Raw genomic sequence first — 17,270 nt, 5'->3', positions numbered from 1 at the left:
AGATGGCGACACTGTTCCTGATCCCAACGCCGCTGGGCGACGCCGACACGCCGTGGCTGCCCGAGGCCGAGCGCTCCCGCGTCGTCCATATCACGCACTTCGTCGTCGAAGCCGAGAAGACCGCGCGCAAGCATCTTAAGGCGCTCGGCGTGACGACGCCGATCCGCGAGTTGCAGCTTGCGGTGCTTAACGAACACACGCCGGCGGCCGACGTCGCCGCGCTGCTCAAACCGTTGGCCGACGGCCACGACGTCGGCCTGGTGTCGGAGGCCGGCTGCCCGGCGGTCGCCGACCCGGGCGCACAGCTGGTCGCGCTCGCGCACGAAAAGGGTTTCTGCGTCGTGCCGCTGATCGGCCCTTCGTCTATCCTGCTCGCGCTGATGGCGTCCGGTGCCAACGGCCAGCGCTTCGCCTTCCACGGCTACCTGCCCATCGACCCGGACGAGCGCGACAAGGCGATCCGCGCGCTCGAAAAGGAATCGCGCGAGCGCGACCAGAGCCAGGTGTTCATCGAGACACCGTACCGCAACAATCAACTGCTCGCCTGCCTGCGCGACACGCTGGCGCCGGCGACGCGGCTGGCGGTCGCGTGCGACCTGACCTTGCCGACGCAGGCCATCGTCAGCCGGCGCGTCGCCGACTGGCCGAAGGCGGCGCCCGACCTGCACAAGCGGCCGGCGATCTTCGTGATTTACGCGGGGAAATAGCGCGTCGCTTGCCAAATGCCTGGCACGGCGTCAAAATGCCATATGCATGAGCGCTTCGCGCAGCATGTTTCCACGATCTTTGATCTTTCTCCCAGACCACGCCCGGTTCGCCTTGCGTGGTCTTTTTTTTTGCCTGCGGCACCTGCGCCATGAGCCTGCCTGCGCCGAAACGCTCCAGCGGCGACGGCGAGCCTGGCGGTCAGGAAGACGGCTCGTCCAGCAAGACCCTCAGCGCGGCGTGAGCGGCGGCATCGGGTCGGCCGGACGCCAGCGCCAGCGTCAGCCGGCCGAGCACGCGGTAGGCCGCCGCGTCGTCGCCCGCGCTCAATACGGCAAGATGGCGCGCGACCGTGCCGGCGTCGCCGCGCACGATGGGTCCGGTCAGCGCCGCCGCCGGGCCGAGCGTCAGCGCGTTGTCGAGCGTCTGCCGCATCAGCGGACCGATCAGCCCGGCGACCGCGGCGTCCGGCACGCCGGCGTCGCGCGCGAGCCTGCCGGCGAGGTCGGCAAGCGTGACGAGGTAGTTCGACGCGACCGACAGCGCCGCGTGGTAGGCGGCCTTGCCGCCGGGCGCGAGCCGGAACGGTTGGCCGCCGACGGCCTCGGCCAACGTGGTCAAGCGCGCGACCACCGCATCGTCGCCGTCGATCGCGCACGGCGTGCCGGCGAAACCGGCGACGGCGCGCGCCGGCTCGGCGAAGGAATACGCCGGATGCAGGCAGCCGACGGCGACGCCGCGGGCCGCGAGCGGCGCCAAGAGGCCGACTTCGCCCGCGCCGCTGGCGTGGAAGGCCAGCGCACCGGGCGGGAAGGCACGCCCGGCCAGGGCGGTGGCGACGTCGGCGATACGCGCATCGGGCACGGCGATCAGCGTCAGTTCGGCGCAGGGCAGCGTATTGACGTCGGTACAAGGGGTGCCGGCGCCGATGAAGGCGACCGCCGCGTCGGCATGCGCGTGCCCGCGGCACAGTACGCCGGCGATGCGGTAGCGGCCCGAGTCGGCCGCCAGCCGCGCGAGGCTCTGCCCTAGCCGGCCGGCGCCGACGATGTTCAGCGTGATCATGCGCTCTCCCCCTATAAGCGACAGCGCCAAGTAAACGAGAATGCGCGTCCCCCGGCAAGCAAAAAGCCCGGCCGACCTTGAAGGTCGACCGGGCCTGCCGAGGACGGAATCGTCAGCTACCGATCTTGCCGCCGTCGTTCTTGGTGATCACGACGGTGGCCGAGCGCGGCCGCCCGCCGGCGCCGTTGTCCGGCCAGCGGCTGAAGGCCAGCGAGTTGCGCGCGAGGTAGTCCTCCATATTCGGGCTCGGGGCGATGCTGGCAGGCTTGCGCGGGTGGTCGCTGGCTTCGCCCGGGTGCTGGACGTTGATGAACATCGTCGTCGAATCGGGCGTGAAGCTGAGACCGGTGATCTCGCAGCCGGACGGGCCGGTCAGGAAGCGGCGGATCTCCTTGCTCGCCGGGTCGGCGCACAGCATCTGGTTATTGCCCTGGCCGGCATAGTTGCCGGCGTTGCTGAAGTTGCCGTCGGTCTGGATCCACAGCCGGCCGTCGGCATCGAAGGCGAGACCGTCCGGGCTGTTGAAGGTGTTGGCGGCGGTGACGTTGGCCGAGCCGGACTTGAGGTCGGTGCGGTCCGGGTAGGCGATCGGGTTGCCTGCCAGCACGAACAGGTCCCAGTCGAACGAGAGCGCGGTGTGGTCGCTGCCGGCCTCGCGCCAGCGCACGATCTGGCCCCAGCGGTTGCTCGCGCGCGGGTTGGCGTCGTCTTTTTCCGCATCCTTGCGGCTGGAGTTGTTGGTCAGCGTGCAGTAGATCTCGCCGCTCGCCGGGTGCTTGCTGATCCATTCCGGGCGGTCCATCTTGGTCGCGCCGACCGCATCGGCGGCCTGGCGCGCCTTGATCAGCACCTCGGCCTGGTCGGCGAAGCGCGCGTCGGCGGCGAGCGTCGCGTTGGCGGCCTTGTCGAGCAGCACCCACTGGCCGACGCCGGCGAAGTCGCTCGCGCTGGCGCCGGCGCTGAACTTGGCGACGTAGAGCTTGCCGGCGTCGAGCAGGTCGCGGTTGGCCGCCGGGTTGGACGCGTTGTAGACGCCGTCGGACACGAATTTGTAGATGTATTCGTAGCGTTCGTCGTCACCCAGGTAGACGACGACCTTGCCGTTCTTGGCGACGACGAGGCACGCGTTCTCGTGCTTGAAGCGGCCGAGCGCGGTGCGTTTTTTCGGCGTCGAGCCCGGGTCGAACGGGTCGATCTCGACCACCCAGCCGAAGCGGTTCGGCTCGTTCGGCGTCGCGTTCAAGTCGAAGCGCGCGTCGTGCTCGTGCCAGCGGTAGCCGAAGCCACCAGCGGAAAGACCATAGCGGCTCTGCAGCGCGTCTGCCGTGAAGGCGGCGGCGGTGCCGAAGTAGCCGTTGACGTTCTCCTCGCAGGTCAGATAGGTGCCCCACGGCGTCCAGCCGTTCGCGCAGTTGTTCAGCGTGCCCAGCACCGCGCTACCGGTGGCGTCGGCGGCGGTCTGAAGCAGCGCGTGACCGGCGGCCGGGCCGGACAGCGTCATCGGGCTGTTGCCGGTCAGGCGGCGGTTGTAGCTCGAGCCGACCTGTACCTGCCACACGCCGCCGACCTTCTTGACGTGCACGACCGAGATGCCGTGCGCGTTCTGCGCCTTGAGCACCTTGTCGGCGGTCCACGGCTCGAGGAAGTTGGCCTGGCCGGCCTCGGGCTTGAACAGGTATTCGTAGTTGCAGTACTCGTGGTTCATCACCAACAGGCCCTCGGTACTGCTCTGCCGGCCCGCGACGGTGAACGGGAAGAAGTGCATGCCGTCGTTGTTGTCGCCGGCCTGCCGCGCCTGCTCCAAGCCGCTCTCGGATGCGTCGCCCTTCCACGCCGGCGAGTCGTTGAACAGCGCATCGCCCCAGCGGTACATGACCTTAGCCGTATAGCCTGCCGGCACCACGATGTCGTCGCCGGTCGAAGTGGCGACCGCGGCGAAGCCGAGCAGCGGTGCTTGCGGCGTCGTACCCGGCGTGCCGGCGCTGCCGGTGGCGCCGCTCCCGTCGCTAAGACAGGCGGTCAGGCCACCGCCCATGAACAGCGCGGCCGACAGGCCCATGCCGCCCTTGAGCAGCGAGCGGCGGCTGACCACCTTCTCGACGACCTCGTGGAAGGTCTCGTTGCGGCTGGGATTCGAGGGCGGGGCGTTTTCGTCGTTGACGTCGAACATCGTGGAGACTCCGTGAACAGGGATCAGAAAGCCGTGGATTGTGCGGAGTCGCGATGACCTTGGAATTAATTCTTTATGAGAAGCAAATTACACGTCATTAAGCACACCCGATTGTCGGACAGTCTGCGGACAAACCCTCGCCGCATTCGGTACACTGCGCGCATTCGGCGGCGAGCCCCGACCGTCGATATCGTCTTTTCGCGGAGATACGCCATGGCCCAACCGTTGCAACACCTGTTCGAGAACAACCGCCAGTGGGCGGAGAAAATCACCCAGAACGAGCCCGACTTCTTCGAGAACCTCGCGCGCCAGCAGGCGCCGGAATACCTGTGGATCGGCTGCTCCGACAGCCGCGTGCCGGCCAATGAGCTGATCAACCTGTTGCCGGGCGAGGTGTTCGTCCATCGCAACGTCGCCAACCTGATCGTCCACTCCGACCTCAACTGCCTGTCGGCGCTGCAGTTCGGCGTCGACGTGCTGAACGTCAAGCACGTGATCGTCACCGGCCACTACGGCTGCGGCGGCGTCGCCGCGGCGCTCGACAACAAGCGCGTCGGCCTGGTCGACAACTGGCTGCGCCACATCCACGACATCAAGCAGAAGCACGACGCCAAGCTGCTCGCGCTCGACCCGGCCGAGCGACTCGACCGGCTGTGCGAGCTGAACGTGATCGAGCAGGTGCTCAACGCGTGCCAGACGACGGTGGTGCAGGACGCGTGGCAGCGCGGCCAGGAACTGAGCGTACACGGCTGGGTGTACCGCCTGACCAACGGCCGCCTGCACGACCTGTCGGTGTCGATCAGCAGCACCGAGGAGGCGCTCGACCGCTACCGCGACGCGCTCGACGCGCTGGGCCGCTAAGAATCCCGGCCGATCTCAGGCCGACGCTGTAAAAAAGGTTGGCCGAGCACAAAGCTCGGCCAACCTTTTTTCTTTCAGCAGCCCTCTTCGCCCTCCCGACGTTGGCCGAGCTCTGGAGGCTCGGCCAACGTCTTTACGCGATCTTTACGCCCGCACTTCCTTTCTTTGCGCCGTTTTGACGGCCGCCTTCCTAGACTCGCGTCGTGATCAAAGACGGAGTCTCACGATGGACCTTCCCTACCTGCTTTTATGCCTGATCTCATCCGCCGCGATGGTTGGGCTGATCTCGCTTTGCCGCAGCCTCGAAGGGGGACAGCGATGAATATCCTGATCGTCGCAGGCGGCGCGCTCGCCGCCTTGCTATTCGCCTACCTCGTCTACGCCCTTCTCTACCCGGAGCGCTTCTGACATGAAAGACACCATGTTGCTGCAAAGCGCCGTCTACCTCGGCGCGTTGGCGCTTCTCGCCTGGCCGCTGGGCGCCTATATGAAAAGACTGTTCGCCGGCGAGTACCGCTGGCAGGCCCGCATCGAGGCGCCGATCTGGCGCGCGTTCGGCGTAAGAAACGAAGATGAGATGCCGTGGTACCTCTACGCGATCGGTCTGATCGCGTTCAACGTGCTCGGCGTGCTCTTCCTCTACGCGCTGCAGCGCCTGCAGGGCGTGCTGCCGCTGAACCCGCAGGGCTTTTCCGCGATCTCGCCCGACTCGGCGTTCAACACGGCGATCAGCTTCGTCTCGAACACCAACTGGCAGGGCTACGCCGGCGAGACGACGATGAGCCATTTGACGCAAATGCTCGGTCTGACGGTGCAGAACTTCCTGTCCGCGGCGACCGGCATCGCCGTCGCGATCGCGCTGATCCGCGGCTTCGTGAGGCGTGAGGCGAAATCCATCGGCAACGTGTGGGTCGACCTGACGCGTGCGACGCTCGGCCTCTTGCTGCCGATCGCGACGGTGATCGCGCTGGCGCTCGCGAGCCAGGGCGTGATCCAGAACCTCGAAGCGAGCAAGTCGGTCCCGCTCGTCGAGCCGCTTGTCGTCAAGGAAGCCATCGCAGACGCGGCGGGAACCCCGTTGAAGGACAGCCTCGGCCAACCCTTGACGCGCGACAAGACCGTCTCCGAGCAGACGCTTTCGCAAGGCCCGATCGCGAGCCAGGAAGCGATCAAGATGCTCGGCACCAACGGCGGCGGCTTCTTCAACGCGAACTCGGCTCACCCGTACGAGAACCCTAACGCGCTGTCGAACCTGATCGAGATGCTGGCGATCTTCCTGATCCCGGCGGCGCTGTGCTTCACCTTCGGCCATATGGTCGGCGACAGGCGCCAGGGCGTCGCGATCTTCGCCGCGATGACTCTGCTCTTCGTCGGCATGCTCGCGTCCGTCTACTGGGCCGAGAGCTCGGCCAACCCGATCCTGACCGCGCTCGGCGCCGACGGCGGCGCAGGCAATATGGAAGGCAAGGAGGCGCGCTTCGGCATCGCAGCGACCAGCCTGTTCGCGACGATCACCACCGCCGCATCTTGCGGCGCGGTCAACGCGATGCACGACTCGCTGATGCCGATCGGCGGCATGGTGACGATGCTGCAGATGCAGCTCGGCGAAGTGATCTTCGGCGGCGTCGGCTCGGGCTTCTACGGGATGCTGCTGTTCGCGATCGTCGCGGTCTTCGTGTCGGGGCTGATGATAGGCCGCACGCCCGAATACCTCGGCAAGAAGATTCAAAGCTTCGACATCCGGATGGTGATGATCGGCCTGTTGGCGACGCCTTTCCTCGTTCTCTTGGGCACCGGCATCGCCGTCGTCACGAACGCGGGCCTCGCCGGCCTCGCGAACCCCGGCGCGCACGGCTTCTCCGAGATCCTGTACGCGTTCTCGTCTGCCGCGAACAACAACGGCAGCGCGTTCGCCGGCCTGTCGGCCAACACGCCGTTCTATAACACGATGCTCGGCTTGGCGATGTGGTTCGGCCGCTTCGCGATCATCGTACCGGTGCTCGCCCTGGCCGGCAGCCTCGCCGCCAAGCGCGCGGTGCCGGTTACGAGCGGCACGCTGTCTACCCACACGCCGCTGTTCGTCGTGCTCTTGATCGGCGCGGTGCTCGTGCTCGGCGCGCTGACCTATCTGCCGGCGCTCGCGCTCGGCCCCGTCGTCGAACACCTGAGCCTCTTCGGCATCTGAGGTAAGGAATAATGAAACCCGAAAAACTGCAGACCCCCGACTTCCCCGTCCACCACCACAAGCGCGCGTTCAGCCTGTTCGAGCCCCGCTTCATCAAGCCGGCGCTGGTCGGCGCGCTCACCCGCCTTAACCCGCGCGAGCAGGTGAAGAACCCGGTGATGTTCGTCGTGTTCTTAGGCAGCCTGTACACGACCGCGCTGTTCTTTATGGGCCTGGCCGGCAAGCTGGACGCGCCGCTCGGCTTTATCGCAGCGACGACGGTGTGGCTGTGGTTCACCGTGCTGTTCGCGAACTTCGCCGAGGCGTTGGCCGAGGGCAGGAGCCGCGCTCAGGCCGAATCGCTGAGGGCCGCGAAGAAGAACGTGATGGCCAAGAAGCTGTCGGCGCCGCGCCGCGACGCCGGCATCACGTTGACCACGTCCGTAGATCTCAAGAAGGGCGACGTCGTGCTGATCGAGGCGGGTGACATCGTCCCCGGCGACGGCACGGTGATCGACGGCATCGCTTCGGTCGACGAGTCGGCGATCACCGGCGAATCGGCGCCGGTGATCCGCGAATCGGGCGGCGACTTCTCTTCGATCACCGGCGGCACGCGCGTGCTGTCCGACTGGATCGTCGCGAAGATCACCGCGAACCCGGGCGAGGCCTTCCTCGACCGGATGATCGCGATGGTCGAGGGCGCGAAGCGGCAGAAGACGCCGAACGAGATCGCGCTGACCGTGCTGCTCGTCGCGATGACGCTGGTGTTCCTGTTCGCGTGCGTGACGCTGTACCCGTTCTCGGTGTACTCGGCCCTCGTCGCCGGCGGCGCGCCGGTGTCGCAGACCGTGCTCGTCGCGCTCTTGGTGTGCCTGATCCCGACGACGATAGGCGGGCTGCTGTCGGCGATCGGCGTGGCCGGCATGGGCAGGCTGATGTCGGCCAACGTGATTGCGACGTCGGGCCGCGCGATCGAGGCAGCCGGCGACGTCGACGTGCTGCTGCTCGACAAGACCGGCACGATCACGCTCGGCAACCGCCAGGCGACGCGTTTCCTCGCCGCGCCGGGCGTGTCGGACGCGGAGCTCGCCGACGCCGCTCAGCTCGCGTCCCTCCCCGACGAGACGCCGGAGGGCCGCAGCATCGTCGTGTTGGCCAAGGAGAAGTTCAAGCTGCGCGAGCGGCAGTTGGGCCAGATGCATGCGCACTTCGTGCCGTTCACCGCGCAGACGCGCATGAGCGGCGTCGACGTCGACGGCCGCCAGATCCGCAAGGGCGCGGCCGACGCGATCCGCAGCCATATGCTCGCGCAGGGCGCGGCGTTCCCTTCCGAGGTCAACGCGCTGGTCGACCAGGTCGCGAAGAAGGGCTCGACGCCGCTCGTCGTGTCCGAGGTCGTCGCCGGAAAAGCACGCGTGCTCGGCGTCGTCGAGCTGAAGGACATCGTCAAGGGCGGGATCAAGGAGCGCTTCGCCGAGCTGCGCCGGATGGGCATCCGCACCGTGATGGTGACCGGCGACAACCGGCTGACCGCCGCGGCGATCGCCGCCGAAGCCGGCGTCGACGACTTCCTCGCCGAGGCGACGCCCGAGGCGAAGCTCAAATTGATCCGCGAACACCAGGCCGAGGGGCGTCTGGTCGCGATGACCGGCGACGGCACCAACGACGCGCCGGCGCTCGCGCAGGCCGACGTGGCGGTGGCGATGAACTCGGGCACGCAGGCGGCCAAGGAGGCCGGCAATATGGTCGACCTCGATTCGAGCCCGACCAAGCTGATCGAGATCGTCGCCATCGGCAAGGAGATGCTGATGACGCGCGGCGCGCTGACCACCTTCAGCCTCGCGAACGACGTCGCGAAGTACTTCGCGATCCTGCCGGCGGCCTTCGTCGCGACCTACCCGCAGCTTGGCGCGCTCAACGTGATGAATCTGGCGACGCCGGCGTCGGCGATCCTGTCGGCGGTGATCTTCAACGCGCTCGTCATCGTCGCGCTGATCCCGCTCGCGCTGAAGGGCGTGCGCTACCGGCCGGACACCGCCGAGCGGCTGCTGCGCAAGAACCTATTCATTTACGGCGTCGGCGGCCTGATCGTGCCCTTTATCGGCATCAAGCTGATCGACCTGGTGCTCGTCGCCTTCGGCTGGGTCTGATCCTATTAACGCGGCGCCGCACCCGTGCGGCGCCCCGAGAAAGAAACCATCATGAATCTAAAAGACATCCTGCTGCCCTGCGCGAAGACTTTCGGCGCGCTCGCACTCGTCACCGGCCTCGTTTATCCGCTCGCCGTGACAGGCGCGGCGCAGGCGCTGTTTCCTTCCCAAGCCAACGGCAGCCTGATCGTAGAAGAAGGCAAGACGCGCGGCTCCGAGTTGATCGGCCAGCCTTTCTCCGACCCGAAGCACTTCTGGGGCCGCCCGTCGGCGACCGGCGGCGTCGCTTACAACGGCCAGGGCTCTTCGGGCAGCAACCAGGGCCCGCTCAACCCGGCGCTCAAGGAAGCCGTCGCCGCTCGGATCGACGCGTTGAGAAAGCTCGACCCGGCCGACAAGGGGCCTGTGCCTGTAGACCTCGTCACCGCGTCGGCGAGCGGCCTCGACCCGCATATCTCGCCCGAGGCCGCGCGTTACCAGGCTTCTCGCGTCGCGCGCGAAACCGGTCTGACGTTGGCCGAGGTAGAGACGCTGATCGAAGACCATGTCGAGGGCCGGATGCTCGGCTTTCTCGGCGAACCGGTGGTCAACGTGCTCAAGCTCAACCTCGCGCTCGACGCGCGCGTGAAGGCGACACGCCTCGATGCGGCATAATCATGTGATGACACCGAACCGCCCCGACCCCGACGCCCTCCTCGCCCAGGTCCAAGAGGACGAGGCACGCGAACACCGCGGCCGGCTGAAGGTCTTCTTCGGCTCGGCCGCCGGGGTCGGCAAGACCTGCACCATGCTCGAGGCCGGCCGCGCACAACTGGCGGCCGGCCTCGACGTGCTCATTGGCCTTATCGAGACGCACGGCCGCAGCGAGACCGCGCTCCTCGCGTCGCACCTGCCGCGCCTGCCGGTGCGACGCGTCCCCTACCGCGGCACCGAGCTGAAGGAGTTCGACCTCGACGCCGCGCTCGCGCGAAAACCGCAGCTGATCCTCGTCGACGAACTCGCGCACACGAACGCGCCGGGCAGCCGGCACGTCAAGCGCTGGCAGGACGTCGACGAACTGCTCGACGCCGGCATCGACGTCTACACGACGCTCAACGTCCAGCACCTGGAGAGCCTCAACGACGTCGTAGGACGCATCACCGGCATCCGCGTGTCCGAGACGCTGCCCGACTGGGTGTTCGGCGAGGCCGACGAGGTCGAGCTGATCGACCTGCCGGTCGACGAGCTCTTGACGAGGTTGGCCGAGGGCAAGGTCTATATTCCCGAGCAGGCGGAACGCGCGGCCAGCCACTTCTTCCGCAAGGGCAACCTGATCGCGCTGCGCGAGCTCGCGCTCAGACGCACCGCCGACCGCGTCGATGCGCAGATGCACGACTACCGGCGCCGCGCGGCGATCGGCGACGTGTGGCAGGTGGCCGAGCGGCTGGTGGTCGCAATCGGCCCGCACGACGGCGAGCGGCTGGTACGCGCCGGCAAGAGGTTGGCCGAGCCGCTGCGCGCCGACTGGTGGGTGGTGCACGTCGAGACGCGTGAGCTCGGCGGCGAGGCCGAGGTCGCCGCGGCGATGAAGTTGGCCGAGAGCCTCGGCGCTCGGGTGCAGACGCTTGCCGGCCACGAGGTCGCCGAGGAACTGGTCAACTTCGCTCGCAGCCGCAACGCCGGCCGCATCGTGCTCGGCCACGCGAGCCGGCGCCGCCGCTTCTGGCAGCGCGTTACGCTGTCGGCGCGGATCGGCCAGCTCGCCGACGACATCGACCTGACGCTGATCGCGAAGAAGCCGCAGGAGAGCGCCGCGCTGTCGGCGTGGCTCGCCGCCAGCCGCGACTACCTCGGCGTCGAACACCTCGCCGCGCTGCGCAAGCAACGTAGCGGGATGCTAGCCTGGGGCCTAGGATTACCTGCGCTGGTCACCTCGCTCGCCTGGCTGGTGCGCGACATCGCCGAACCGATCAACCTGATCATGCTCTACCTGCTGGTCGTCGTGCTCGCCGCCTACCGCTACGGCCATGGCGCTGCCGTGCTCGCGTCTATCGCGAGCGTCGCGGCTTTCGACTTCTTCTTCATCCCGCCCTACCTGACCTTCGCCGTCTCCGACACGCAGTACCTGTTCACCTTCGCGGTGATGCTCGGCGTCGCGCTGACCATCAGCCGGCTGACCGCCAACATCCGCCGCCAGGCGCTCTTGTCCGGCTTTCGCGAGCGGCGCACCGCGCTGATGTACGAGTTGGTGCAGGCGCTGGTGTCCGAACAGGACGAGACCGGCGTGCTCAAGACCGCGGTGAAACGCCTGAACGAACACCAGCAGGCGCAGGCGGTGATCCTGCTGCCCGACGCGAACGGCCGGCTCAAGCACCCCGGCGGCGACAGCATCATGGGATCGCTGCACGGCGCCGATCTCGGCGTCGCGCAATGGGTGTTCGAGCGCGGCGAGGCGGCCGGCCTGGGCACCGCGACGCTGCCCGGCGCCGACGCGCTCTATCTGCCGCTCACCGGCGCAGAAGACACGCTCGGCGTGCTCGCGGTGCGCCCGAAGGGCGAGGACAACCTGACCCTGCCCGACGAGAGGCGGCTGCTCGACGCCTTCGCCGCTCAGGTCGCGCTCGCGCTCGAACGCGTCAGGCTGTCGCGCGACAACGAGGCGGTGCAGGTCGCGTCGCAGAGCGAGAAGCTGCGCAACTCGCTGTTGACGTCGATCTCGCACGATTTGCGCAGCCCCTTGGCCGGCATCGTCGGCGCCGCGTCGACGCTGGCCGAGCGCGATCTGCCTGCAGATCAGCGCCGGCAGCTCGCCGAGGGCATAGAGGCCGAGGCGGAACGGATGACGCGGCTGGTTGCGAGCGTGCTCGACATGGCGAGGCTCGAGGCCGGCGCGATGCCGATGGCGCCCGAATGGCTGCCGATCGAGGAGGCGTTCGGCGCGGCGATCCACGCGCTCGGCCCGAGGTTGGCCGAGCACCCGCTCGAGACGCGCCTGCAGCAAGGCCTGCCGCTGGTCTACGCAGACAGCACCTTGCTCGAGCGAGTGCTGGTCAACCTCTTGGAAAACGCGGTCAAATACACGCCGGCGGGCAGCTCTCTGACGCTGTCGGCCGAGGTCGCCGCCGCGGGCGTCACGCTCTACGTCGACGACACCGGCCCGGGCCTGGGTGTCGAAGACCCGGACAGCCTGTTCGAGAAATTCCAGCGCGCGCGACCGGAAGACAACGCCGGCGGCGTAGGGCTCGGGCTGGCGATCTGCCGCGCGATCGTAGAGGCGCACGGCGGCAATATCAGGGCGAGCCGCCGCGCCGAAGGCGGTGCGCGTTTCTCGGTGTTCCTGCCTAGCCCCGGCGAGCCGCCCGTTTTTTCGATAGAAGGAGACCCTGACGCATGAGCACCGCCGCGCCCGTATTGATCATCGAAGACGAGCTGCAGATCCGCCGCTTCCTGCGCGCGAGCCTCGTCGCCGAGGGCTTTACCGTGATCGACGCCGAGACCGCGCGCGAGGGCCTTGCCGAGGCGGCGCGCCACCTGCCGCAGCTGGTGCTGCTCGACCTGGGTCTGCCCGACGCAGACGGCGTCACGGTGATCCGCTCGCTTCGCGAATGGAGCGCGGTGCCAGTGATCGTGCTGTCGGCGCGTCATCAAGAAACCGACAAGGTCGCGTCGCTCGACGCCGGCGCCGACGACTACCTGACCAAGCCGTTCGGCGTCGCCGAGCTGATGGCGCGCACCCGCGTCGCGCTCAGGCACCGGCTGAACCAGGCCGCGCCGGCCAATCCGGTGATCGAGGCCGGCGAACTGGCGATCGACCTGTCCGCACACAAGGTGAGCAAGTCAGGCGAGGCGGTGCACCTGACTCCGCTGGAATTCAGGCTGTTGGCCGAGCTCGCGCGCCACGCCGGCAAGGTGCTGACCCACAGACACCTGTTGAAGGAAGTGTGGGGGCCGAACGCGGTCGAGCACAGCCACTACCTGCGCATCTATATGGCGCAGCTGCGGCACAAGCTCGAGGCCGACCCGGCCAAGCCCCGGTATCTGCTCACCAAGACCGGCGTCGGCTACCGGCTGGCCGCCGACTGATTCCCCCTGCCATTTTTGACTTTGTCTTAAGGCCGACGCATAAAACAATCAGCGTCGGCCTTCGCCATCTGTCATGAACATCGTCAGACCGCCAGTCCCGAAGACCGCCCGCCTCCCTCTGACGACCCCATCCCGTCAGCACCGACCAAGGAGAAATCCATGCGGGTGCGTTCCCTGTTTCTCGTGCTGCTGTCTGCCTACGCCACTTACGGCGTCGCCGCCCCGCCTGCCTCGCTCGCCAAACCCGAAGGCCGGCTCGACCTCATCGCGTGGCCCGGCTATATCGAACGCGGCGAGACCGACAAGAACTACGACTGGGTGACGCCTTTCGAGAAGGCGACCGGCTGCAAGGTCAACGTCAAGACCGCAGCGACGTCGGACGAGATGGTCAGCCTGATGAACCAGGGCGGCTACGACCTCGTCACTGCGTCGGGCGACGCGAGTCTCAGGCTGATCCACGGCAAGAAGGTGCAGGAGATCAACATCAAGCTCGTGCCGAGTTGGAAGTCGCTCGACCCGAGGCTGACCGACGCGCCATGGCACACGGTAGGCGGCAAGCACTACGGCGTCCCCTACCAGTGGGGGCCGAACGTGCTGATGTACAACACCAAGATCTTCAAGACGCCGCCGACGTCCTGGGCGGTGGTGTTCGAGCCGCAGACCTTTCCTGACGGCAAGCCGAACAAGGGCCGCATCCAGGCCTACGACGGGCCGATCTATATCGCCGACGCCGCGCTCTATCTATCCAAGAAGAACCCGGCGCTCGGGATCAAGGACCCGTACGAACTCAATGAGCAGCAGTACGCCGAGGTGCTCAAGGTCCTGCGCCAGCAATACCGGCTCAAGCATCGCTACTGGCACGACGTCACCGTGCAGATGAACGACTTCAAGAACGAGGGCGTCGTCGCTTCGAGCGCCTGGGGCTACCAGGTCAACGCGCTGAAGGCCGAGAAGCAGCCGATCGCGTCGGTGATCCCGAAGGAAGGTTCCACCGGCTGGGCAGACACGACGATGCTGCATACCGACGCCAAACATCCGGTCTGCGCGTACAAGTGGATGGAATATTCGCTGAACACGAAGCTGCAGTCGTCGCTCGCCGAGTGGTTCGGCTCCAACCCGGTGGTGCCCAACGCGTGCCAGCAAAAAGCCCCGAGTGGCAGCGACTTCTGCCAGACCAACGGCTTTGCGCGCTTCGCGCAGGTGCGCTTCTGGAAGACGCCGCAGGCCAAGTGCGCGACGCAGGGTCGCTGCGTGCCGTACAGCGTCTGGACGCGCGACTACATCGCGATCATGGGCGGTAAATAGGGACGCGTTATCGGCCCCTTGCTTTAGGGAGGGCAGCATGCCGGCTGCGGTGGAATTCATCGATGCCTGCCGTCACTACGGGCCGGTGCGCGCGGTCGACGGGCTCGACCTCGCGATCGAGGAAGGCGAATTCTTCTCGCTGCTCGGCCCGTCCGGCTCGGGCAAGACCACCTGTCTCAGGCTGATCGCCGGCTTCGAACTGCCGACGCGCGGCCGCGTGCTGATCCACGGCGAAGACGCCAGCCGCAAGCCCCCGTATCAGCGCGACGTGAACACCGTGTTCCAGGACTACGCGCTGTTCCCCTTCATGACCGTGCTCGAGAACGTAGGCTACGGCCTCAGGGTCAAGGGCGTCGCGCGACACGAGCGCGAACGCCAGGCGCGCGACGCGCTCGACATGGTCGCGCTCGCCGACTACGGCGGCCGCAAGCCCGGCCAGCTCTCGGGCGGCCAGCGCCAGCGCGTCGCGCTGGCGCGCGCGCTCGTGAACCGGCCACGCGTGCTGCTGCTCGACGAGCCTCTCGGTGCGCTCGACTTGAAGCTGCGTGAGCAGATGCAGGTCGAATTGAAACGCCTGCAGAAAAAGCTAGCCATCACCTTCGTCTTCGTCACCCACGACCAGGGCGAGGCGCTGTCGATGTCCGACCGCGTCGCGGTGTTCGCCGACGGACGACTCGAACAGGTCGACACGCCGCAGGCGCTGTACGCTCGCCCGGCGTCGCGCTTCGTCGCCGACTTCGTCGGCACCAGCAACGTGATCGACCCCACGTTGGCCGAGCGCCTCGCCGGCCGCGCGCAGGCGTTCTCGATCCGCCCGGAACGGGTGACGCTGGCGCACGCGCTGTCGGACGGCGAAGGACAGATCCTCGTCGCCGGCACGCTGATCGACGTTCAGTTCCTCGGCGCGCAGCAGCGTTTCGAGGTCGAGGTCGAAGACGGCACGCGGCTGACCGCGCTGCTGCCCGCCGACGATGGCCCGGCTCGCGCCGAACCGGGCGAGGCGGTCACGCTGTCGTGGCCCGCGTCGGCGATCCACTGGCTGGAACGTTAGCGATGGCGACACTACAGACAAGCTCGGCCAACCCTCAAAGCGCGGCGCGGCGCGTCTCCACGCTGCTCTACCGGCACGACACGTTGCTTCTCCTCTTGCTGCTCGCGCCGCCGCTCGCGTGGTTCGGCATCGTCTACCTCGGTTCGCTCGCGACCTTACTGATCCAGAGCGTCTACACCTTCGACGACTTCACGATGGCGGTGACGCGCGACGTCACCTTCGCCAACTACCGCCATCTCGTCGATGCGGCCAACCTCGACATCGTACTGAGAACGCTCGCGATGGCGGCGGCGGTGACGATCGCTTCCGCCTTCATCGCCTTTCCGATCGCCTACTACATGGCGCGCTACGCGCGCGGCGCCGAGAAGGCCTTCTTCTATATCGCGGTGATGCTGCCGATGTGGGCGAGCTATCTCGTCAAGGTCTACGCGTGGACGGTGGTGCTCGCCAAGGGCGGCATCGCGTGGTGGTTCGTCGAACGGCTTGGGCTCGCCGGTTTTGTAGAGGCTTTGCTGACGCTGCCCTACGTCGGCGGCAGCACGCTTGCCACGTCGCACTCCGGCCGCTTCCTGGTGTTCACCTATATCTGGCTGCCGTTCATGATCCTGCCTATCCAGGCGGCGCTCGAACGCGTACCGGCCAGCCTGATCGCCGCGTCGGCCGACCTCGGCGCGACGCCGCTGCAGACCTTCCGCCTCGTGATCCTGCCGATGGCCTTTCCCGGCGTCGTCGCCGGCTCGATCTTCACCTTCTCGCTGACGCTAGGCGACTACATCATCCCGCAGATCATCGGTCCGTCCGGCCTCTTCATCGGCACCATGGTCTATACGATGCAGGGCACGGTCGGCAACATTCCGCTCGCCGCCGCGTTCACCGTCGTGCCCATCGTGCTGATCGCGGTGTATCTGGCGATCGCGCGCCGGCTGGGAGCCTTCGATGCGCTCTGACAGCGACCGCGCACCGTGGACCTTGCGGATCGCCGCCTACGCCGGGCTCGCCTTCCTGCACTTTCCTATCGTCGTGATCCTGCTCTACGCATTCAACACCGAACGGAGCGCGTTCTCTTTCCCCTTGCAGGGCTTCACGCTCGCCTGGTTCGCCGAGGCCGCCGCGCGCGACGACGTGTTCGACGCGCTGGCGCTGTCGGCGCGCGTCGCGGCGGTCGCGACCCTCGTCGCGCTCCTGCTCGGCAGCATGGCGGCCGGCGCCTTGTACCGGAAATCCTTCCCCGGCAAGGACTCGATCACGCTGCTCTTGATCCTGCCGATCGCGCTGCCCGGCATCATCACCGGCATCGCGCTGTTGTCGGCGTTCAGGTTGGCCGAGGTCAACCCCAACTTCTGGACCATCGTCACCGGCCACGCGACCTTCTGCGTCGTCATCGTCTACAACAACGTGATCGCGCGCTTAAGGCGTCTGCCGCATTCGCAGCTCGAGGCGTCGATGGACCTCGGCGCCGACGGCTGGCAGACGCTGCTTCTGGTCGTGCTGCCCAACCTCGCGACCGCGCTCTTGGCCGGCGGCATGCTCGCATTCGCGCTGTCCTTCGACGAGATCATCGTCACCACCTTCACCGCCGGCCACGAGAAGACGCTGCCGATCTGGCTGTTGAACCAGCTCGGCCGGCCGCGCGACGTGCCGGTCACCAACGTCGTCGCGCTGATGGTGATGCTCATGACCGCCCTGCCCATCCTCGCCGCGTGGCGCCTGACGCGCGAGACCGGCGACGAGAAATAG

14 protein-coding genes are annotated in these 17,270 nt (G+C 67.3%); 12 read left to right on the top strand and 2 right to left on the bottom strand.

The features are described from left to right. The first annotated feature begins 2 nt into the window (after nucleotides 1–2). The gene (locus DWG20_RS09685; RefSeq protein ID WP_115433626.1) at nucleotides 3–707 is read left to right on the top strand and encodes an SAM-dependent methyltransferase; all 705 of its coding nucleotides are present in this window, start codon (nucleotides 3–5) and stop codon (nucleotides 705–707) included. 199 nt (nucleotides 708–906) lie between these two features. Here DWG20_RS09685 and DWG20_RS09680 read toward each other — a convergent pair whose 3' ends face one another. Together DWG20_RS09680 and DWG20_RS09675 are read right to left on the bottom strand one after the other, a co-directional pair. Further along, entirely contained in the window at nucleotides 907–1,770 is an 864-nt protein-coding gene (locus tag DWG20_RS09680) for a Rossmann-like and DUF2520 domain-containing protein (protein WP_115433625.1), read from the bottom strand. Between the two features lie 112 nt (nucleotides 1,771–1,882). Further along, nucleotides 1,883–3,940: a PhoX family protein gene (locus DWG20_RS09675; RefSeq protein ID WP_115433624.1), complete on the bottom strand. Its 2,058-nt coding sequence runs from the start codon at nucleotides 3,938–3,940 to the stop codon at nucleotides 1,883–1,885. A 213-nt stretch (nucleotides 3,941–4,153) separates the two neighbouring features. Between DWG20_RS09675 and can the strand changes: the two genes are divergently transcribed. The 11 genes from can to DWG20_RS09620 all read left to right on the top strand — a co-directional run bounded on the left by can (nucleotide 4,154) and on the right by DWG20_RS09620 (nucleotide 17,270). Then, the gene (gene can / locus DWG20_RS09670; protein ID WP_115433623.1) at nucleotides 4,154–4,801 is read left to right on the top strand and encodes a carbonate dehydratase; all 648 of its coding nucleotides are present in this window, start codon (nucleotides 4,154–4,156) and stop codon (nucleotides 4,799–4,801) included. Between the two features lie 318 nt (nucleotides 4,802–5,119). Beyond that, nucleotides 5,120–5,209: a K(+)-transporting ATPase subunit F gene (kdpF, locus tag DWG20_RS09665; RefSeq protein WP_115433622.1), complete on the top strand. Its 90-nt coding sequence runs from the start codon at nucleotides 5,120–5,122 to the stop codon at nucleotides 5,207–5,209. 1 nt (nucleotide 5,210) lies between these two features. Continuing rightward, nucleotides 5,211–6,986: a potassium-transporting ATPase subunit KdpA gene (kdpA, locus tag DWG20_RS09660; protein WP_220271948.1), complete on the top strand. Its 1,776-nt coding sequence runs from the start codon at nucleotides 5,211–5,213 to the stop codon at nucleotides 6,984–6,986. Between the two features lie 11 nt (nucleotides 6,987–6,997). Further along, complete coding sequence (gene kdpB / locus DWG20_RS09655; RefSeq protein WP_115433621.1) at nucleotides 6,998–9,115, top strand: potassium-transporting ATPase subunit KdpB; 2,118 nt, start codon at nucleotides 6,998–7,000, stop codon at nucleotides 9,113–9,115. Nucleotides 9,116–9,166: 51 nt separating this feature from the next. Further along, the gene (gene kdpC / locus DWG20_RS09650; protein ID WP_115433620.1) at nucleotides 9,167–9,769 is read left to right on the top strand and encodes a potassium-transporting ATPase subunit KdpC; all 603 of its coding nucleotides are present in this window, start codon (nucleotides 9,167–9,169) and stop codon (nucleotides 9,767–9,769) included. Further along, complete coding sequence (locus DWG20_RS09645; protein ID WP_245944692.1) at nucleotides 9,759–12,488, top strand: sensor histidine kinase; 2,730 nt, start codon at nucleotides 9,759–9,761, stop codon at nucleotides 12,486–12,488. The genes kdpC and DWG20_RS09645 overlap by 11 nt, the downstream gene beginning before the upstream one ends. After that, a complete protein-coding gene (gene kdpE / locus DWG20_RS09640; RefSeq protein WP_115433618.1) occupies nucleotides 12,485–13,177 on the top strand; it encodes a two-component system response regulator KdpE in 693 nt (230 codons plus the stop codon). The genes DWG20_RS09645 and kdpE overlap by 4 nt, the downstream gene beginning before the upstream one ends. A 159-nt stretch (nucleotides 13,178–13,336) precedes the next feature. Then, a complete protein-coding gene (locus tag DWG20_RS09635) occupies nucleotides 13,337–14,482 on the top strand; it encodes an ABC transporter substrate-binding protein (protein WP_115433617.1) in 1,146 nt (381 codons plus the stop codon). Between the two features lie 37 nt (nucleotides 14,483–14,519). Further along, the gene (locus tag DWG20_RS09630) at nucleotides 14,520–15,533 is read left to right on the top strand and encodes an ABC transporter ATP-binding protein (protein ID WP_115433616.1); all 1,014 of its coding nucleotides are present in this window, start codon (nucleotides 14,520–14,522) and stop codon (nucleotides 15,531–15,533) included. 2 nt (nucleotides 15,534–15,535) lie between these two features. Next, the gene (locus DWG20_RS09625) at nucleotides 15,536–16,480 is read left to right on the top strand and encodes an ABC transporter permease (protein ID WP_115433615.1); all 945 of its coding nucleotides are present in this window, start codon (nucleotides 15,536–15,538) and stop codon (nucleotides 16,478–16,480) included. Next, nucleotides 16,470–17,270: an ABC transporter permease gene (locus tag DWG20_RS09620; RefSeq protein WP_115433614.1), complete on the top strand. Its 801-nt coding sequence runs from the start codon at nucleotides 16,470–16,472 to the stop codon at nucleotides 17,268–17,270. Before DWG20_RS09625 ends, DWG20_RS09620 begins: the two co-directional genes overlap by 11 nt.

It is taken from the genome of Crenobacter cavernae (genome assembly GCF_003355495.1).
GTDB lineage: Bacteria > Pseudomonadota > Gammaproteobacteria > Burkholderiales > Chromobacteriaceae > Crenobacter > Crenobacter cavernae.
Note: the sequence above shows the minus strand (reverse complement) of the source record. Positions and strands in the feature narration are given on the sequence as shown.